The organism is Pseudomonas sp. TAA207, assembly GCF_001529285.1.
GTDB lineage: Bacteria > Pseudomonadota > Gammaproteobacteria > Pseudomonadales > Pseudomonadaceae > Aquipseudomonas > Aquipseudomonas weihenstephanensis.
On sequence record NZ_LLWJ01000050.1, the window covers coordinates 1 to 18,719 of the forward strand.

The 18,719-nt window shown below is 59.6% G+C and carries 18 protein-coding genes; 8 read left to right on the forward strand and 10 right to left on the reverse strand.

What is annotated here, in order from left to right; translation table 11 throughout:
* Nucleotides 1-161 precede the first annotated feature (161 nt).
* Nucleotides 162-1,052: a LysR substrate-binding domain-containing protein gene (locus AP059_RS02770; protein WP_059761834.1), complete on the reverse strand. Its 891-nt coding sequence runs from the start codon at nucleotides 1,050-1,052 to the stop codon at nucleotides 162-164.
* Nucleotides 1,053-1,201: 149 nt separating this feature from the next.
* Here AP059_RS02770 and AP059_RS02775 point away from each other — a divergent pair, with 149 nt between their 5' ends.
* Nucleotides 1,202-2,839, forward strand: a complete 1,638-nt coding sequence (locus AP059_RS02775) for a 5-guanidino-2-oxopentanoate decarboxylase (protein WP_059761793.1) — start codon at nucleotides 1,202-1,204, stop codon at nucleotides 2,837-2,839.
* On the opposite strand, the gene AP059_RS02780 is transcribed toward AP059_RS02775, so the two are convergent.
* Nucleotides 2,834-3,763: an AraC family transcriptional regulator gene (locus tag AP059_RS02780; RefSeq protein WP_059761794.1), complete on the reverse strand. Its 930-nt coding sequence runs from the start codon at nucleotides 3,761-3,763 to the stop codon at nucleotides 2,834-2,836. The two genes, AP059_RS02775 and AP059_RS02780, sit on opposite strands and share 6 nt — an antisense overlap.
* Before the next feature lie 316 nt (nucleotides 3,764-4,079).
* Here AP059_RS02780 and AP059_RS02785 point away from each other — a divergent pair, with 316 nt between their 5' ends.
* The gene (locus AP059_RS02785) at nucleotides 4,080-4,409 is read left to right on the forward strand and encodes a putative quinol monooxygenase (protein WP_059761795.1); all 330 of its coding nucleotides are present in this window, start codon (nucleotides 4,080-4,082) and stop codon (nucleotides 4,407-4,409) included.
* A 41-nt stretch (nucleotides 4,410-4,450) separates the two neighbouring features.
* Nucleotides 4,451-4,684, forward strand: coding sequence for a hypothetical protein (locus AP059_RS02790; RefSeq protein WP_048362829.1), 234 nt, complete (start codon nucleotides 4,451-4,453; stop codon nucleotides 4,682-4,684).
* On the opposite strand, the gene AP059_RS02795 is transcribed toward AP059_RS02790, so the two are convergent.
* From AP059_RS02795 to AP059_RS02820, 6 genes are all read right to left on the reverse strand, one after another.
* Nucleotides 4,685-5,305: a flavin reductase family protein gene (locus tag AP059_RS02795; RefSeq protein WP_048362830.1), complete on the reverse strand. Its 621-nt coding sequence runs from the start codon at nucleotides 5,303-5,305 to the stop codon at nucleotides 4,685-4,687.
* A gap of 200 nt (nucleotides 5,306-5,505) precedes the next feature.
* Nucleotides 5,506-5,724 carry a hypothetical protein gene (locus tag AP059_RS02800; RefSeq protein ID WP_059761796.1) on the reverse strand — a complete coding sequence of 73 codons (219 nt, stop codon included), beginning with the start codon at nucleotides 5,722-5,724 and terminating at the stop codon, nucleotides 5,506-5,508.
* 424 nt (nucleotides 5,725-6,148) lie between these two features.
* Nucleotides 6,149-7,471: an MFS transporter gene (locus AP059_RS02805; protein WP_048362832.1), complete on the reverse strand. Its 1,323-nt coding sequence runs from the start codon at nucleotides 7,469-7,471 to the stop codon at nucleotides 6,149-6,151.
* 199 nt (nucleotides 7,472-7,670) lie between these two features.
* Nucleotides 7,671-9,005 (reverse strand): sigma-54-dependent transcriptional regulator, encoded by a 1,335-nt coding sequence (locus AP059_RS02810; protein ID WP_048362833.1) that lies wholly within the window; start codon nucleotides 9,003-9,005, stop codon nucleotides 7,671-7,673.
* A 3-nt stretch (nucleotides 9,006-9,008) separates the two neighbouring features.
* Nucleotides 9,009-10,763, reverse strand: coding sequence for an ATP-binding protein (locus tag AP059_RS02815; protein WP_059761835.1), 1,755 nt, complete (start codon nucleotides 10,761-10,763; stop codon nucleotides 9,009-9,011).
* A 150-nt stretch (nucleotides 10,764-10,913) separates the two neighbouring features.
* Nucleotides 10,914-11,657 carry a 4'-phosphopantetheinyl transferase family protein gene (locus tag AP059_RS02820; RefSeq protein ID WP_059761836.1) on the reverse strand — a complete coding sequence of 248 codons (744 nt, stop codon included), beginning with the start codon at nucleotides 11,655-11,657 and terminating at the stop codon, nucleotides 10,914-10,916.
* Nucleotides 11,658-11,801: 144 nt separating this feature from the next.
* Here AP059_RS02820 and AP059_RS02825 point away from each other — a divergent pair, with 144 nt between their 5' ends.
* From AP059_RS02825 to AP059_RS02835, 3 genes are all read left to right on the forward strand, one after another.
* Complete coding sequence (locus AP059_RS02825) at nucleotides 11,802-12,479, forward strand: response regulator (protein ID WP_059761797.1); 678 nt, start codon at nucleotides 11,802-11,804, stop codon at nucleotides 12,477-12,479.
* Nucleotides 12,476-13,822, forward strand: a complete 1,347-nt coding sequence (locus AP059_RS02830) for an ATP-binding protein (RefSeq protein WP_059761798.1) — start codon at nucleotides 12,476-12,478, stop codon at nucleotides 13,820-13,822. The genes AP059_RS02825 and AP059_RS02830 overlap by 4 nt, the downstream gene beginning before the upstream one ends.
* A 372-nt stretch (nucleotides 13,823-14,194) precedes the next feature.
* On the forward strand, nucleotides 14,195-15,529 hold the full coding sequence (locus AP059_RS02835) for a dicarboxylate/amino acid:cation symporter (RefSeq protein ID WP_048362837.1): 1,335 nt from the start codon (nucleotides 14,195-14,197) through the stop codon (nucleotides 15,527-15,529).
* A 49-nt stretch (nucleotides 15,530-15,578) separates the two neighbouring features.
* Here the strand turns inward: AP059_RS02835 and AP059_RS02840 are convergent, their stop codons facing one another.
* A complete protein-coding gene (locus AP059_RS02840) occupies nucleotides 15,579-16,073 on the reverse strand; it encodes a SprT family zinc-dependent metalloprotease (RefSeq protein WP_048400987.1) in 495 nt (164 codons plus the stop codon).
* Nucleotides 16,074-16,239: 166 nt separating this feature from the next.
* On the reverse strand, nucleotides 16,240-16,842 hold the full coding sequence (locus AP059_RS02845) for a Yip1 family protein (protein WP_048362839.1): 603 nt from the start codon (nucleotides 16,840-16,842) through the stop codon (nucleotides 16,240-16,242).
* A gap of 271 nt (nucleotides 16,843-17,113) precedes the next feature.
* On the opposite strand from AP059_RS02845, the gene ttcA reads away from it, so the two are divergent.
* Together ttcA and AP059_RS02855 are read left to right on the forward strand one after the other, a co-directional pair.
* The gene (gene ttcA, locus AP059_RS02850; RefSeq protein ID WP_048362840.1) at nucleotides 17,114-17,938 is read left to right on the forward strand and encodes a tRNA 2-thiocytidine(32) synthetase TtcA; all 825 of its coding nucleotides are present in this window, start codon (nucleotides 17,114-17,116) and stop codon (nucleotides 17,936-17,938) included.
* Between the two features lie 56 nt (nucleotides 17,939-17,994).
* On the forward strand, nucleotides 17,995-18,666 hold the full coding sequence (locus AP059_RS02855; RefSeq protein ID WP_059761799.1) for a DNA-3-methyladenine glycosylase I: 672 nt from the start codon (nucleotides 17,995-17,997) through the stop codon (nucleotides 18,664-18,666).
* Nucleotides 18,667-18,719 lie beyond the last annotated feature (53 nt).

Below are 18,719 nucleotides of genomic sequence, written 5' to 3' on the forward strand. Positions count from 1 at the left end.
TTTTGCGACTGCTGCGCAGCCGTACGCAGCCTCGCACGCTCGACAGCGGCTACACGGTTCTCCACGGTTCTCCACGGTTCTCCCCGGCTCTCCACGTTTTGTAGTCGCTGACGAGTAACACGAGGCTGCGATCGAGCGCGAAGCGGTCAATGGTTTACGCGTCAGCCGTTACGGGTCTCAGCGGCTTTTTCCACCAGCCAGTGCATCAGTTCACGCAAGGGCGCGGACGGTTCGCTGCGGGGCGGGCACACCAGGTAATACGCCGCGCCGGTTTTTACCTTCAAATCAAACGGTATGGCCAATCGGCCTGCCTTTACATCGTCCCCCACCAACGACCAGTCGCCAATCGCGACACCATTGCCTTGCGCCGCTACGGTCATGGCCAGGTCCAGGGTGTCGAAATACTGCCCTTTACGCGTTGTCGCAACATCCGCGCCCGCCGCACTCAACCACAGCGCCCAATCGCGTTGGTCCCGGCTGGGGTGCAGTAAGGTGTGTTGCTCCAGGTCACGCAGGCTGTTGAGCGATGCGCTGCCCTCTAACAACTGTGGGGCGCAAACCGGGGTGAGCTGTTCGTCGAACAAGTGTTGGCCTTGGCGCTTTGGCCCCGGTAAAGGGCTGTAGACCACCGCAGCATCAAACGCCTCATGCCGAAAATCTACCCCGTGGTGCACGCTGCTGGTGAGTTCGACGGGTACGTCGGGGCGCAGGGTTTGCCAGTCCTGCAACTTGGGCATCAGCCAGCGCAACAGGCAGCTCGGGGCTTTGAGTTGCAGCGGTGTGCGACGAATGCTGGCGTGTTCGATGGCTTCGTCGATCAGGTTAAAGGCTTGCTCAATACGCGGCAGTAATGCCTGGCCCTGTTCGGTGAGGCTCAAACCTCGCGCCTGACGGTGGAACAGCGCAAACCCTAATTGATCTTCAAGCCCGGCGATTTGTCGACTGACGGCGCCCTGGGTGATGTGCAAGTGCTCGCCCGCCCGGGTGAAGTTGCAGTGGTGGGCCGTGATCAAAAATGTGTGCAATGCGGGAAGAGGCGGTAAGCGTTTCATAGGGGCTGAGCCATGCGTGCAGGACATGGCCAGTATGAGCAGGTTTACGTTGTGCGCGCTACCTGCGCTCGCTTCAATGGTTGCCATCGGGACCCCGTCGTCCAGGCTGCGATGTCCAGTCCCAGGCACAACAAGAGAGGGCGTAATTGATGGCTACCTGCGGCGAAGTGTTGGTCAAGTTATTGGAAGCCTACGGCGTTGAGCACGTTTTCGGTATTCCCGGGGTGCACACCATTGAGCTGTACCGGGGGCTGGCAGGTTCCAGCATCCGGCACATTACCCCGCGTCATGAGCAGGGCGCAGGTTTTATGGCCGACGGCTATGCGCGCAGCAGCGGCAAACCGGGCGTGTGTTTCATCATCACCGGGCCGGGCATGACCAATATCGCCACGGCGATGGGCCAAGCCTACGCGGACTCGATCCCGATGCTGGTGATCTCCAGCGTGCAGTCGCGCAGCCAGTTGGGCGGGGGGCGCGGCAAACTGCATGAGTTGCCCAATCAGGGTGCGCTGGTGGCGGGTGTGGCTGCGTTTTCCCACACCTTGATGTCGGCGGCCGAGTTGCCCGGCGTGCTGGCGCGAGCATTTGCGCTGTTTCAGGCCGCACGGCCAAGGCCGGTGCATATCGAGATCCCGCTGGATGTGCTGGTTGAAAATGCAGACGCGCTGCTCCACAGCCCGCCGATGACCCTTGCGCGCCCCGGCCCTTCAGTTGCTGCTATTGAGCAGATGAGCGAGCGCCTGATGCACGCCAGGCGTCCGCTGATTCTGGCCGGAGGCGGCGCCATTGACGCGGCCCCGGCGCTTACCTTATTGGCTGAACGCTTAGGCGCCCCCGTCGCATTGACCATCAACGCCAAAGGCATGCTGCCCACCGCGCACCCGTTATTGATCGGCTCGGTGCAATCGCTGGCGGCCACCCGGGCATTGGTGGCTGAGGCCGATGTGGTATTGGCCATCGGTACGGAGCTGGCGGAAACCGACTACGACGTATTTTTTGGCGGAGGGTTTGAGATCCCCGGCGCTTTGCTGCGCATCGACATTGATAGCGACCAGACGGTGCGCAACTATCTGCCGACGCTGGCGCTGGTGGCCGATGCGCGGTTGGCCGCCGAGGCGTTACTGGCTGCGCTCAGTCAACGTTCGCTGGCCCCACGCGAAACCGCTTGGGGGGCTGCACGCGCGCAACGCTTGCGGCTTGACGTGGATGCTCAATGGGACGCGCCGACTCGCGCGCAAACGCACTTCATACACTGCGTATTCGACGTCTTGCCAGACGCGGTCTGCGTGGGCGATTCCACCCAACCCGTCTATACCGGCAATTTCACCTTCAACCCTGCGCAGCCACGGCGCTGGTTCAACTCGGCCACCGGCTACGGCACGCTGGGTTATGCGTTGCCTGCCGCTGTTGGCGCCTGGTTGGGGCGGCGTGCCGCAGGCAAGGCGGGTGGCCCGGTGGTGTGTCTGATCGGTGATGGCGGTTTGCAGTTCACCTTGGCGGAGCTGGCCAGCGCGGTGGAAGCGCGCACGCCCATCATCGTGCTGCTGTGGAATAACCAGGGGTATGGCGAAATCAAAAAATACATGCTCAACCGCGGTATCGAGCCAGTCGGTGTCGACATCTACACTCCCGACCTGGTGGGTGTCGCCAGAGCGTTGGGCTGCGCGGCGGAATCTGTGGCGGATGAAGCGCAATTACGCACGGCGCTGGCCACGGCGGCAGGCCGACAGGGGCCTAGCGTGATCGAGATTGATCAACACCAATGGCAGCAATCGTTGGGCTTATAAACGCATGCGCAGGCGCGCCAGATCCCTGACCGGTGGCGCGCCGAATTGGCGGCTGTACTCGCGGCTGAATTGCGACGGGCTTTCATACCCCACGCGATAGCCTGCCGCTGACGCGTCGAGCCCTTCGCAGAGCATCAAGCGGCGAGCTTCATTGAGGCGCAGTTGTTTCTGGTATTGCAGCGGGCTCATGGCCGTCATTGCCTTGAAGCGGTGATGCAGCGTCGACACGCTGAGATTGGCTTCACGGGCCAGGCTATCAATACGCAACGGTTGCTCAAAATTACCGTTGAGCCATGACACGGCCCGGCTCACACGGTGGGTTTGGCTGTTTTCGGTAGCAATTTCATACAGCCGGTAGCCCAGCGGGCTACGCAGCAAGCGGTAAAGAATTTCGCGGCGAATCAACGGCGCGAGCATGGCGATGTCACGCGGGGTGTCCAGAAGCCGGGTGAGGCGCAAAAGGGCGTCAAGCATGACTTGATCGATTGGCTCGACGTACAGGCCGCGTCCGGCCGTGCGCGACGGCATCCCTATGGGCCCGGCATCGCTGATCAGCGTTTTGATTTCCATCGGGTCGATGTCCAGGCGCAGGGCCAGGACCGGGCGTTCGGGTGATATCTCCACCACCCGGCCACTGATGGGCATCGACACGCTCACCACCAGATAATTAAGCGGATCGTAGGCGAAATACTCATCGCCCAGCCGCACTTCTTTGCGGCCCTGGGCGAGGATGCACAAGGCCGGTTGCGGCAAGCTGGGCGAAAAGTCGCTGGAGTAGCTGTAGCGCGACATGAACAGCGCGCCGACAGCGCTTTGGACGGTGCCGTCCTCGCGCGTATGGCGATAGATAAGGTCAGCCAACTCCACGCGTTTTTCTTCGAGGGCAGCGTCGAGTGTGGCCTGGGGCGGTTCCAGCAGTGACATCGGCACGTCCTGATTCAGCGGTGATGGGACCCTAGCTTAAGTTTGTGCAAGGCAGGGGGGTAGCCAATTTCTGCCGCACACTTGCCTGATCCTGTCAGGCCACACCGCAAGTGACGTGCAGACGGCGTTTCAGGGCAGGGAGATTGCTTGAAACGGCCGCTGAGAGTGAGGTGAGTGCATGGGCGATGAGTTTTTCGCGAGTGGGCTGTTTGGCACAATTGTGCAATCCAGGGGCAGGAATCGACTAACGGTCAGGTGACGGTGGCCCCTAAGCTTTGAACCTCCCCTCACGCCACTTTCTTTTGTGGAGGCCACCATGCCCCAGTCCCCTGTTGTCAGTCACACGACCTTGGTACGCGCCCGCATTGGCTGTGCGGCGCAAGTCCAGACATGCCTGAACCAACTGATTGAACCTACGCTGCAAACGCCCGGTTGCCTGCATTTTGCCTTGCAACATTCCCACAGCGACCCGTTGCTGTGGCACGTCGCAGGGTATTGGCAAGATGAGCCGTCGATGCAGGCGTACTTCCACTCACCGGTGATGCAGGTTTACAGCGAGCTGGTGCATGAACAGGTTGTCGATCACCTGGATTTTCAGACCTTCAGCGAGGTGGCCTGCGCAGGTTTGCGCCAGCGCACCGGTTAAGCGGGTAGAATGCCGCTTTTTCACAGGCCGGAATTTGAAACATGGCACGTAAGGAATTTGCACAGTTTGAAGCCGTCTCGGCAGTGGTTCCGGTGGAACCTGGGGTTTACCACGCAGCGATAGCCGTTAAAGCCTTGTACGAAGGTGGTGCACCGCGCTTTCACACGATTTTGCCGGGCCAGACCTTCAGCACCGCGACGGCAGCCGATGCTGCCGCCGAGCAGCAACTTCACGCCCTGCAAGGCGTGAGCGAAGACGCTGAACTGGTCTGGTAGTTATTGGGGGCGGTGCATCTTGAACAGTGCTTCAGGGCCAAGCTGGAAGTAATCTGCCGGGCCGCCGCCGCGCAAGATCGGTTCGGCGGCGGCCGTGTCGTAAATCCCGTCTTTGAGCAGATGTTTGGCGATGTGCACCGCCACCACTTCACCCAAAATCAGCCAACTGGGCACTAATGCCTTGTCTGCACGTTGCAGCTGAATAATCTGCGTCACCTTGCATTCGAATGACACTGGTGTTTCAGCCACCCGCGGCACACTCACCACCCGCGACGCGACAGTCGTCAGCCCCGCCAGCTCAAATTCATTCACATCCGGCCCGACTCTGGCGCAGCTCTGGTTCATGGCCTCGGCCAGTGGACGCGTGGCCAGGTTCCAGACGAACTCGCCGGTTTGCTCAATGTTGTTGAGGCTGTCTTTGCGCCCCACACTGCAAAAACCAATGATCGGCGGGATGTAGTTGAACGCGTTGAAAAAACTGTAAGGCGCAAGGTTCAGCCGGCCTTGGGCATCCTGTGACGAAATCCAGCCTATCGGGCGCGGCCCGACAATGGCGTTGAACGGATCGTGGGGCAGACCGTGGCCCAGGGATGGTTCGTAGAAATGGATATCGTCAGGCATCAGAAGTGTCCGTAAACAGCTGAATTAGAAGGCCCTATAGTGCAAGGCAATGGGGCGAAAGACAAAGTTTGTCTCAACCGGTTGTGAGTGATTGGCCTTGATTTGAATCAGCTCGCAGCCCTCGGCAGCGACGGCAGGTTTTGCGTCCCCAAAAATGACTAAGCCCGGCCGAGGCCGGGCTGATGTGCCGCGTTCAGGTGTTAGCTGAAGCGGGCACCTTGCGTGCGGTCATAGCCATCTTCAGCAAAGGTCGCCGAGTGAGTGCGATCAAAACCGTCGGCAGCAAACGTGGCTGAGTGGGTGCGGCTGTAGCCGTCCTCTGCAAAGGTCGCCGAGTGAGTGCGATCAAAACCGTCAGCGGCAAAGGCGTTGAGGGCCAGGGCAGAGAGGGCAGTGGCGAGGATCAGTGAGGTTTTCATGGTGGTGCTCCGTGTTGCGTGTAAGGGGTGTTAAGTGGGTATGGCTCTAAGGTTACGCCGATCAATTCGATTAAAAAGCGCAAAAAATAGCACTAAAGAATCGTTTTGTTCGATGTATTAAGGCACGGCTTCGCCGATTCACGTTGCGATCATTCGGGCGTTAAGCCTTCGATCAAAACGCGTATCGCTTCAGGGGCTTTATTGAGGTTGAGCGTGAGCTTTTGGAATTAACGGACAATTAATTCCGAAAAATCTTACGCAATTAATGGCGGGGGGAGTTGCAGGGGCAGGTTGCTCAGGACTCAACGCAACCGGTAAAGCGACCGCTAAACCCTTTGACGGGGTGCCTTACAGGCACCGCCGTCATTGGGTCCAGGACCGCTTCGCATTGAAGCCGCGGCTACGCAGCCTTGGCAGACGACGTTTAGTCGGTCTCGATGCGCGAGTGTTTACGGGTGTCTTTCATGGTGGCGTACACCAGCAGCGAGCAGGCGATACACGCCGTGACGTACCAGTAGTAACCGGTTTCCATGCCAGCGCTTTTGAACCACAGTGCGATGTATTCGGCCGTGCCGCCAAAGATCGACACGGTCAGGGCATACGGCAGGCCCACACCCAGTGCGCGAATTTCAGTCGGGAACAGCTCTGCTTTAACCACCGCGTTGATCGAGGTATAGCCGCTGACGATGATCAGTGCCGCCATGATCAGGAAAAACGCGCCCCACCACGTAGTGATGGTGTGCAGCGTGGTGAGGATTGGCACGGTGAACAAGGTGCCCAGCACGCCGAACGCGATCAGGATCGGACGACGCCCCACTTTGTCTGAGAGCGCGCCTACCAGCGGTTGAATGCACATGAACAGGAACAGCGTGGCAGCCGAAATCGTGGTCGAGTCCGAAATGCTCATGCCCACCGTGTTCACCAGGTATTTCTGCATGTACGTGGTGTAGGTGTAGAACGCCAGCGTACCGCCCATGGTCAGGCCGACCACCGTCATCAGCTCTTTGGGATGGCGCAGCAAGGTGCGCATGGCACTTTCTTTAGGCTTGACCTTGGTCTTTTTGAAGGACTCGGTTTCTTCCATGCCGCGACGCAGGTAGAGCGCGACCACTGCACACAGCGCACCGATCACAAACGGCACACGCCAGCCCCAGCTGTAGAGTTGCTCTTCGGTCAGGGTTTGTTGCAACACGATCAACACGCCCAGCGCGATGAGCTGACCCGAAATCAGGGTCACGTACTGGAAGCTGGAGAAGAACCCGCGGCGCTCCTTGGTGGCCATTTCACTCAGGTAGGTTGCCGAGGTGCCGTATTCGCCACCCACCGACAAGCCTTGCAGCAAGCGGGCAAAGACCAGCAGCACTGGCGCCCAGACGCCGATGCTTTCGTAACCCGGCGACAGCGCGATGATCAGTGAGCCGAAGCACATCAGCAGCACCGAAGCCATCAGCGCGGCCTTGCGGCCTTTGCGGTCAGCGTACAGGCCCATCAGCCAGCCGCCGATGGGGCGCATCAAAAAGCCCACGGCAAAAATCGCGGCGGTGTTGAGCAGTTGTGCAGTGGTGTCGCCTTTAGGGAAAAAGGCCTTGGCGAAGTACAGCGAGAAAGCCGCGTACACATACCAGTCGTACCACTCGACCATGTTGCCGACGGAACCACTGAAAATGGATTTGATGCGACTGGAGGTGGTCTTTTCTGGTGGGGTCGTAGAGGCCGACCCGGCAGGCAGGGAACTGGCGTTATCCATTAAATGGATCCTTCTATTTTTGGTTTTGTTATAGCGCGTCAAAACGCGTGCTTACGGGGCAATAGCAGGAGTTGTGCCAAGATGTGAACCCCCGGTTTATAAGGGGTTCAATTGATAAGTGAGCGGAAATCCGCTGATTCACACTTTGCGGTGAGCGGATTTCCGCCGATGCGGCTGAGCCAGCGTCTGCGAACCGATATCAAGCGTCATTCAAAAACGCTTCTCGCACCAAGCCATGACGCTGCATTTTTTCGTTGAGCGTGCGGCGCGGCAGTTGCAGCTCGGCCATCACTGCCTTGATATCGCCTTTGTGCCGGGTCAAGGCTGAGCGCAGGCATTGGGCCTCAAAGGCTTCTTGTTGGGCCACCAGCGATTGCCCCACCTCAGGTTCATCCCATTGCGGTTCACCCAGGCCCAACACCTGACGCTCGGCCACGTTGGCCAGTTCGCGCACGTTGCCTGGCCAGTCGTGGCTGAGCAGTGTGGTCAATTGCACGCCGCTCATCGGTTGCACGCTACGGCCCAAGCGTTCAGCGGCGCTGCGCGAGAAATATTCGTACAACAGCGGGATGTCTTCGCGGCGCTCGCGCAAGGGTTGCAGGCGCAATTCGGCCACCGTCAGGCGGTAGGCCAGGTCTTCGCGAAACCGCCCGGCGCGGGCTTCTTCCAGCAAGTCCGGTTTGGTGGCGGCAATCACCCGCAAGTCCACATGAATGCTTTGGTTGGAGCCTAGCCGCTCCAGTTTTTGCTCCTGCAATACCCGCAGCAGTTTGGCTTGTTGAGCCAGTGGCATGCTTTCGATCTCGTCGAGAAACAAGGTGCCGCCATCGGCGTATTCGAGCTTGCCGATACGCTTGCCTTGCGCCCCGGTAAAGGCGCCGCTTTCATGCCCGAACAATTCTGCTTCGAATAATTGCTCGGGGATGGCGGCACAGTTGAGCGCCACAAACGGTTTGTCGGCACGCGGGCCAAAGTCATGCAGGCAACGGGCAACCAGCTCCTTGCCGCTGCCGGTCTCACCGCGAATCAATACATTGACCGGCAACGGTGCCAGGTCCATGACTTGGCGGCGCAAGGTGTGCAAGCTGCGGGACACGCCCAAAAGGCGCCCCTCGATCTGTTCGCGCAGGTCGACCTGTTCATGCAAGCGCCGGTTTTCCAGCACCAGTTGACGCTTTTCCAGGGCGCGGCGCAGGCTGCTGAGCAGCGCATCCGGGCTGAAGGGTTTTTCCAGAAAGTCGTAGGCGCCGTCGCGCATGGCTTCGACGGCCATCGGCACGTCGCCGTGGCCGGTGAGCAAAATCACCGGCAAATCGGGGTCCAGTTGTTGCAAACGTGTGAGCAAGGCAAGCCCGCCCATGCCTGGCATGCGCACGTCGCTGACAATCACCCCGGCAAAGTGTGCGGGCAACTGGCTCAGGCAGTCTTCGGCGCAACTGTACAACTGCACCTCAAAGCCGCTCAGGCTCAGCCACTGTTCCACGGCAGACCGAATGCTGGCTTCATCATCGACCACGATTACCGAGTTGAGCATGGGTCAAAGTTCCTGTGCGATGGGCAGCGTCAGCGTGAACAGCGCGCCCTCGGCATGGTTGCAAGCGGTCAGGCGGCCGCCGAGTTCGTGAACAATGGCGTAAGACACCGCCAGCCCCAAGCCCAATCCATCCCCCACCGGTTTGGTGGTGAAGAAGGGGTCGAAAATTTTACCCAAATGTTCGTCGCTGATACCGCCTCCGCTGTCGCTGAGGGTCAAGTGCCACAGCTGTTGATCGGCTTCGATGCGAATCTCCAGGTGCTTGCGCGGGGTGTCGCGCATGGCATCCAGCGCGTTACGCAGCAGGTTGATCAGCACTTGCTCCAGACGGATGGCATCACCGCGCACCCAGGCCGGGCGTATGAGCTGGATGTCCAACTCAACCCCTTCCTCCTTCAGGCGTGGTTCTACCAGCTGTAAGGCCTGATCGACCACACTGGCCAGGTCCAGCCGTTCGCGCAGGCCGCTGGGGCTTTGCCGGGCGTAGGTCTTGAGGTGGCCTGTGAGCGCCGCCATGCGTGTCAACATGTGCTCAAGGGGTGTCAGCGCTTTATAGGCGTCCTCAATACGACCGTGGTCGAGCAGCAGGCGCAGGGTCGCCAATTGCATGCGCTGGGCGGTCAGAGGCTGGTTGATTTCATGGGCCAGCGCTGCTGACATCTGCCCCAACGCCGCGAGCTTGGCCGATTGCACCAGCCCGTCCTGCGCGGTACGCAAATCTTTGGTGCGGGCTTCAACCAGTTGCTCAAGCTCTTCGCGATTGCGCTGGCGCAACCTTCCAATGCGCCAGCGTTGCAGCAAAAAAAGCCCCAGGAAAACCAGTGTCAGCCACAGGCCGATGGCGGCCAGCGCCGCATTTCGCCCATCCTCGGCAGCAGTGGGCGGCTTGCGTAACAAGTGCAAGGTCCAGCCTTCGGCTTTGAGCGCCAGTGAACCCCACAAGTAATCGGCCGGGCCGCCGGGGCCGTCAACCCGGCTCAGGTAGCTGTTGTCGCCAAAGCTTTGCAGCGTGCGTGTGGCCATCAGGCTGAGCGGCTGTTTGTCGTATTGACGGGTGGTGGCAATCTCGCTGCGGTCAGTGTCGTTCAACGCGCGTAGATGGCGATAACGCCAGCCGGGCTGGTTGGCAATAAACACAATGCCTCGTGCATCACTGACCAGCAGCGTGTCGTTGCCCTGGCTCCATTCGCGCTCCAGCTCCGGGAATTCAAGCTTGACCACGATAGCGCCCAAAAACGCGCCGTTGGCATCGTGCAGTGCACTGGATAAAAAGTAGCCCGGAATCCCGCTGGTCACACCCACGGCAAAAAAGCGCCCGGTGCCCTGGCTGCGGGTTTGGCTGAAATAAGGCCGAAATCCGTAGTTATGGCCGACGTAACTGTTGGAGGTGTTCCAGTTACTGGCGGCAACTGCCAGGCCGGTGCTGTCGAGCAACTCCAGGGTCGAAGACTGCGCGGCGCCGTTGATACGTTCAAGTTTGCGGTTGAGCTGGGTCTGTATGTCGGCCGTGACCGGCCCCGCCAGCGCCGAAATCAACTCGGGGTCTTGTGCCAAAACAGCCGGTAATGCGCGGTAGCGTTCAATCAGGGTGTGCAGCGAGTTGGCATACAGGTTCAACTGCTCGGGGCCGCGTCGGGCGCTTTCTACTAATGCCTGCTGCTTGGCCTGCTGCATGGCCCAACTGCCAACCACCGCCGCTCCCATCAGGATTAACACGGTGTACAGCGCCAAACGCAGATAACGGGACGTCACGGGCATAGTGGCCATACGCTCGATTAGGGGGCGCAAACGATAGCATGCAGGCATGCCGGGCCAATAATGGCGTTTGCGCAAAGCCGCATAAAGCATGACGCAGGTCTATGTCATGAGCGGGTGAAGCGATTGCGCAGGGCGCACTCGGGCGTGGCGTCAGGGGCGCTGATGCGGCACGCCGTGAATGGCCACCAGGCTCAACAACTGACCGTCAGTCAGCGCAAATTGGCCGTCGATTTCGCGCCCGTGTTGCCAGTGCTCAGAGAGATCAGTCAGCAGGCGCAAGCGCACCTGCCCGTTCGGCGTCCAACTGAGGACTTCGGCGTGTTCAAAATAAAAGCGCGTGTTCACCAGCGGATACAGGGCTTTGAACAAGCTTTCCTTGATCGAAAACGTCAGCGTGACCCCCAGCGCCATGTGCTCAGGAGGGCTGGCGGCCATGCGCTCCAGCTCGGCCGGGGTCAGGATCTCTTTGGCCAGACGCTGCGCGCGTTCTGCACTGAGCAGGTTTTCAAGGTCGATGCCAATGCCTTGCCAGTCACGCTTGAGCGCTACCACCGCCGCGGCGCGGCCGTTGCTGTGGGTGATGGCACCGCTGATGTGCGCGGGCCACACGGGCGCCCGGTCTTCGCCGATGGCGGGTGCGCCAAGGGTGCCGTCCAATTGCAGCAAGGCGGCGCGAGCGCACAGGCGCCCGGCCAGAAATTCGGCTTGGCGTTTGGCCACCGAGCGTTGAATACTGGCGGGCATATCGATGGCACTGCGCGCAAAGTCATCCACGCCAAGCTGTGCCGGAACGAAGTCTGTGCTGCGCCATACGCTGCCGGGCAGTGGCTGGGGCATGGGCCAGTCGGCACGCAAGGGCGTGCAGCAGGCGGGCAAGGCGGGGAGTCGGGTCATGCCGCGCATTTTGCCGGGTCTGGGCCGAGCTGGGTAGGGGGCCGGTACTCTTGGACTATTGTTCAGAGTGTGTTCAGGGCCAAACCCGTAGAGTGCGGGTGTGTTTTATGCCTTTGCAGGCGCGATCAAGCGTGGGAGAGCGCGATGAAATTGCTGGTGGTTGAAGATGAGGCGCTGTTGCGTCATCACTTGCAAACCCGCCTCACGGAAAAGGGGCATGTGGTCGAGGCGGTGGCCAATGCTGAAGAAGCCTTGTACCAGAGCGAACAGTTCAACCACGACTTGGCGGTGATCGACCTGGGCTTGCCCGGTTTGGGCGGGCTGGAGCTGATCCGCGAGTTGCGTAAACGCGGCAAGACCTTTCCGATCCTGATCCTCACGGCGCGCGGGAACTGGCAGGACAAAGTGGAAGGGCTGGCGGCGGGTGCCGACGATTACGTGGTCAAGCCCTTTCAATTTGAAGAGCTGGAAGCGCGATTGAATGCCTTGTTGCGCCGCTCCTGCGGTTTTACCCAATCGACCATTACTGCGGGCGAACTGGTGCTGGACATCAATCGCAAGCAAGCGAAGCTTGAGGATGAGCCGCTGGCGCTGACGGCCTATGAATACCGGATTCTGGAATACCTGATGCGTCATCACCAACAGGTGGTGGCCAAGGACCGACTGATGGAGCAGCTGTACCCGGATGACGAGGAACGTGATCCGAATGTGATCGAGGTGCTGGTCGGGCGCCTGCGACGCAAGTTGGAGGGGGCAAACGGCTTTAAGCCAATCGATACCGTGCGCGGCTTGGGGTATCTGTTTACTGAGCGCTGCCGATGATTCGATCGCTGCGCGTCAGATTGATGCTCGCGGCCACGTTGCTGGCCGTGTTGTTCATGCTGGCGCTGTTACCGGCCATGCAGGGGGCTTTCAGTCTGGCGCTCAAAGACGCCATCGAGCAGCGTTTGGCTTCAGATGTCACCACCCTGATTTCTGCCGCACGGGTCGACAAAAATCACCTGAAAATGCCGGCCCTGTTGCCGGACGAACAATTCAACCTGCCGGACAGCCGCCTGCTCGGCTACATCTATGACCGCGAGGGGCACCTGGTGTGGCGCTCGCGGGCCACGCAAGAAGAAACCATCAACTACAAGCCGCGCTACGACGGGCGCGGCAACGAGTTTGCGAGCATTCGCGAGGACAACGGCGAAGAGTTCTTCGTCTATGACGTGGAGGTCAAGCTGCTGGGCGGCAAAAGCGCGGCCTTCAGCTTCGTCGCGTTGCAGCCCATGCGCGAATACAACATGACCCTCGCCGGGCTGCGTGAAAATCTTTACCTGGGATTTGGCGCGGCATTGTTTGTGTTGCTGGCGCTGTTATGGATTGGTTTGACGTGGGGGTTACAAGCCTTGCGACGTTTGAGTCAGGAACTGGACCAGATTGAAACCGGCGAGCGCGACAGCCTCAGCGAGCAACACCCGCGTGAATTGCTGCGGTTGACCGGCTCCTTGAACCGCCTGCTGCAAAGCGAGCGCGAACAACGCGCGCGGTACAGGGATTCGCTGGATGATCTGGCCCACAGCCTGAAAACACCGCTGGCGGTGTTGCAGGGGGTCAGTGAAAGCATGGCGCAACGTCCGCAAGACCGTGAACAGGCGTGGGTGCTGCAAACCCAGATCGAACGCATGAACCAGCAGATCAGCTACCAGTTGCAGCGGGCCAGCTTGCGTAAAAGCGGTTTGGTGCGCCATCAGGTTGAGCTGATCCCGGTGGTTGAAAGCCTGTGCAACACCCTTGAGAAGGTCTATCGCGACAAACGGGTCAACGTCAGCTATGACATCCCGGCCTTGAGCCATGTGCCGATTGAGCAAAACGCGCTGCTGGAATTGCTCGGCAACTTGCTGGAAAACGCCTGGCGGCTGTGTTTGAGCCAAGTGCGCATCAGCCTGCATCGCACTCAAGCAGGTATCGACGTCTGCGTGGAAGATGACGGTCCCGGTGTACCGCCCGATCAGCGCGCGCGTATTCTGCAACGCGGCGAACGCCTTGATCGTCAGCACCCGGGGCAGGGCATCGGCCTGGCAGTGGTCAAAGACATCATTGAGAGCTACGACGCACAACTGACCCTCGATGATTCACCCTTGGGCGGGGCAGCATTCCGCATCCATTTTCCGGCGCTATGAAGCACCTGTAGTCGCTGTCGAGGTACGAGGCTGCGATCGGCTGCGCCGCAGTCGCACCCTTGTACCTGAGCAGCGACCTGTCAACCTCGAAGGCGGAAACCCGCCATCTGCTGTGTTCATTTACGCCAAATGGGCGGAAACCCGCCAAAGTTGTCCTACAAGATTTATCTGCAATTTCCTACAAGGCTGGGTGCTGCCGGGCGTTGGCGAGGTTTAGTCAACATTGGCCCGCGCCTTGCAATAAGTGCGAGAGGTCTGCCGTTAGAGCAGCTCGACACAACAAATCCCTCCAAGTACAGGAGGGTTCGCGCTTTGGGCGTTGCCGGTCTCAGATGGAATGATGGCCGAGTGATGCACTTGAGGAACTTTGCAATGACGACTCGTCAGCCACTGTACAAATCCCTGTATGTGCAAGTGATCGTAGCGATCACCATCGGCATTTTGCTGGGCCACTACTACCCGGAAACCGGCGTAGCACTCAAACCGTTGGGTGATGGCTTTATCAAATTGATCAAAATGGTCATTGCCCCGATCATTTTCTGTACGGTGGTGAGCGGTATTGCCGGTATGCAGAGCATGAAGTCGGTCGGTAAAACCGGCGGTTATGCACTGCTCTACTTTGAAGTGGTCTCCACCATTGCGCTGTTGATCGGTCTGGTCGTTGTCAACGTGGTGCAGCCGGGCGCTGGCATGCACATCGACGTGTCTACCCTGGACGCCTCCAAAGTCGCGGCTTACGTGACCGCGGGTGCAGACCAGAGCATCGTTGGCTTCATCCTGAACGTGATCCCGTCGACCATCGTCGGTGCCTTCGCCAATGGCGACATCCTGCAAGTGCTGATGTTCTCGGTGCTGTTCGGTTTTGCCCTGCACCGCCTGGGCGCCTACGGCAAGCCGGTGCTGGACTTCATCGACCGCTTCGCCCACGTGATGTTCAACATCATCAACATGATCATGAAGCTGGCCCCGCTGGGTGCGCTGGGTGCGATGGCCTTCACCATCGGTGCTTACGGCGTCGGTTCGCTGGTGCAGCTGGGTCAACTGATGATCTGCTTCTACATCACCTGCGTGCTGTTCGTGCTGGTGGTGCTGGGTGGTATTGCCCGCGCTCACGGTTTCAGCGTAATCAAGCTGATCCGCTACATCCGTGAAGAACTGCTGATCGTGCTGGGCACCTCCTCATCCGAGTCCGCACTGCCACGCATGCTGGTGAAGATGGAGCGTCTGGGCGCCAAGAAGTCTGTTGTAGGCCTGGTGATCCCGACCGGTTACTCGTTCAACCTTGACGGCACCTCGATCTACCTGACCATGGCTGCGGTGTTTATCGCGCAAGCCACCGACACGCACATGGACATCACGCACCAGATCACCCTGTTGCTGGTGCTGTTGCTGTCGTCCAAAGGGGCGGCGGGCGTGACGGGTAGCGGCTTTATCGTACTGGCGGCCACGCTGTCGGCGGTTGGCCACTTGCCGGTGGCTGGCCTGGCGTTGATTCTGGGTATCGACCGTTTCATGTCCGAAGCCCGTGCCCTGACCAACCTGGTGGGTAACGCGGTCGCGACTCTGGTGGTTGCCAAGTGGGTCAAGGAGCTGGACGAAGACACGCTGCACGCTGAGCTGGCTTCTGGCGGTCGTCCGCTGGAAGAAACCCGCCCTGAAGACGATTTGGGTGTGGCTGAAGGCCCAACCCCTTCGCTGATGAAGTAACGCGCAGCGCATTAAAAAACCCATCTTCGGATGGGTTTTTTATTGCGCGTTATTCGACGCGGGTCAGGCCGCTGAATATCAGGGTTTCGCGGCATTTACGGCACAGGTAGCGCCGTCCTTTTTTTACCAGCCCGTGGCGTTGCGCGGTGAACGCAAAGTCGCTGTCGGGGCAGGGGCAGCGGTAAATGTAGCGGGTGACGCTGCGGCGCTTGATGTCGTAGGTGTGGCAGCGGTTGGGCGGCAGTTCGTACACGCCGCGCATGATCAGTTGCCATTCTTCGCCATGGGCCGCGATGCGTTCGCCAAACAGTTGATGGGCGATCAGGTGCGCGACCTCGTGGGCCACGGTCTGCTTGAGAAAGTCTTCACTGTTTTCGCGGTACAGCTGGGGGTTAAAGCGCAGCAGGTTTTCATGCAGATGGGCGACGCCAGCCTTTTGGCCGCGCAATTTGAAACTGACCACGGGGCGTTTGAAGGGGCGCTTGAAAAACACTTCGGCCTGTTTGAAACAGTCTTCGACGCGGGTATTGAGCAACTCGGGCATGCGGTTCGGTTCTCCAGAAGCCGCGATTATGCCGCAAGTGCAAAGGCTTCCGAACCGCTTACTGCTCAATGGTCACGCACCCGGTAGGCGCTGGCGAAGGCTGCGAGCGGTTAAAAGACTCAAAGCTCGCAACCTTTGGCAACGCCTACCGGGTGGGGCGGGCGCGTTAATTGGTGTAGACGGGGCCGACCCCCAAGCCCCATACGATCACGGTGAAGGCCATGATCGCGACGAGCACCACCAGGCCGACCGCAAGCACCGAGCTTGAAAACAAAAAGCCTTCATCCGGGTCGATGCTCATGAAGGTTGGCAAGCCGACGTACAGCAAGTAAACGGTGTAGCAGATCGCTGCGGTGCCCACGGCCATGCCCAGCCACATGTGCGGATACAGCGCGGCCAGCCCGCCGATAAACAGCGGCGTGGCGGTGTAGGTGGCGAATGCCACGCAGCGCGCCATGCTCGGTTGCGCGTCATAGGTGCGGGCCATCCAGTGAATGAAGGCGCCCATCACGCCCACGCCCACCAGCATGGACAGGTAAGACATCACGGTCATCCACAGCGCACTTTCAGTGGTCAGCATCACCGGGGCACGGCTGCCGATGACCCAGCCGACCTGAGTGGTGCCAATAAAGGCGGAAATGGCCGGGATCGCGGCCAGGATCAACGTATGGGTGAAGTACATGTGGCTGATGCTTTCTTCGGCATCGCCACGGATCTGGCGCCACTCTTTATCGGGGTGGGTGAAAAGGCCCACAACGTGATGGATCATGGCTGTCGCTCCTGTAGTAAGACGCATCGCCCCCAGTGGGACGCGTGCCGGTCGCGCAGCCTGAATAGGTGATCAAGTGAGAGGGCTTGCGGCCTTATGTCGCAGTATAGGAAACCTGCCGCCCAATAGAGCCGGTGCTTTAGAGCATATTGTGCTGTCAGGCCGGGGGTTAATCGCTTTGGCGTCTTAAGCCTTGCACAGGGGGTTCGTGCGTCGCGAATTTAGGGGTAAAATCGCCAGCTTTTGTCTTAACTCGCGGAATTGAAGCGCTATGGGCACTCTGTCGGTCTCTCAAATAAAACTCCAGAAACGCCTGCGCCGATTGACCGGTGAGGCCGTTGCCGATTTCAACATGATTGAGCATGGCGACAAGGTGATGGTCTGCCTGTCGGGCGGCAAAGACAGCTACACGCTGCTCGATGTGCTGCTGCATTTGCAGAAAGTGGCGCCCATTCGCTTTGAAATCGTCGCCGTGAACATGGACCAAAAACAGCCGGGCTTCCCTGAAGACGTGCTGCCGGCCTACCTCAAAGCGTTGGGCGTTGAGTACCACATCGTCGAAAAAGACACCTATTCGGTGGTCAAGGAACTGATCCCGGAGGGCAAGACCACCTGTTCGCTGTGCTCGCGCCTGCGCCGTGGCACGCTGTACACCTTCGCTGACGAAATCGGGGCGACCAAGATGGCTTTGGGGCATCACCGCGACGACATCGTTGAGACCTTCTTCCTCAATATGTTCTTCAACGGTCACCTCAAGGCGATGCCGCCCAAGCTGCTGTCCGATGACGGGCGCAACGTGGTGATCCGCCCGCTGGCGTACTGCAAAGAAAAAGACATTCAGGCCTACGCCGATGTGCAGCAGTTCCCGATCATCCCGTGCAACCTGTGCGGTTCTCAGGAAAACCTGCAACGCCAAGTGGTCAAGGACATGCTTCAAGAGTGGGACCGCAAAACGCCGGGCCGCACCGACAGCATCTTCCGCAGTTTGCAGAATGTGAACCCGTCGCAATTGGCCGATCGCAACCTGTTTGACTTTGCCAGCCTGAAAATCGATGACACGGCAGCTTCGCGTTTCGTCAATGTGCTGAACCTCTGAGCCGTTCGCAGGCTCTGATCCCACACGTAACACCCCAACTGCCAAGAGGAGAGGGCATGCGCGACTACAAATGGCTGCACGAGTATTGTTTGAACCGTTTTGGTTCTGCCGCCGCGCTCGAAGCCCACTTGCCTGTGCCGTTAAACGCAGCCCAGTTGCGGGCGATTCCAGACGACCGTTACCTCTCGACCCTGGCCTTGCGCGTATTTCGCGCCGGGCTCAAACACAGTGTGGTTGATGCCAAGTGGCCGGTGTTTGAAACCGTTTTTTTTGGCTTCGACCCGGAAAAAGTAGTGCTGATGGGCGCCGAACACCTGGAGCGCCTGATGCAGGACGCCCGGATCATTCGGCATTTGGGCAAGCTTAAAAGCGTGCCACGCAATGCGCAGATGGTGCTCGACATCGCTCACGAGCACGGCAGCTTTGGTGCATTTATCGCTGACTGGCCGGTGACCGACATCGTGGGCTTGTGGAAGTACCTGGCCAAGCACGGGCACCAATTGGGCGGGCTTTCGGCCCCGCGTTTTTTGCGCATGGTGGGCAAAGACACCTTCGTGCCGAGCTATGACGTGGTGGCGGCGTTGAATGCGCAAAAGCTGGTGGACAAAGCGCCGACCAGCCTGCGGGATTTGGCCATTGTGCAAAACGCGTTCAACCAATGGCATGCCGAGAGCGGGCGGCCGATGTGCCAGCTGTCACAAATGCTGGCCTTCACCGTCAATCACTGATTAACCCCTGTAGTCGCTGCCGCAGGCTGCGATCAATCTTCAGCGATCTCGCA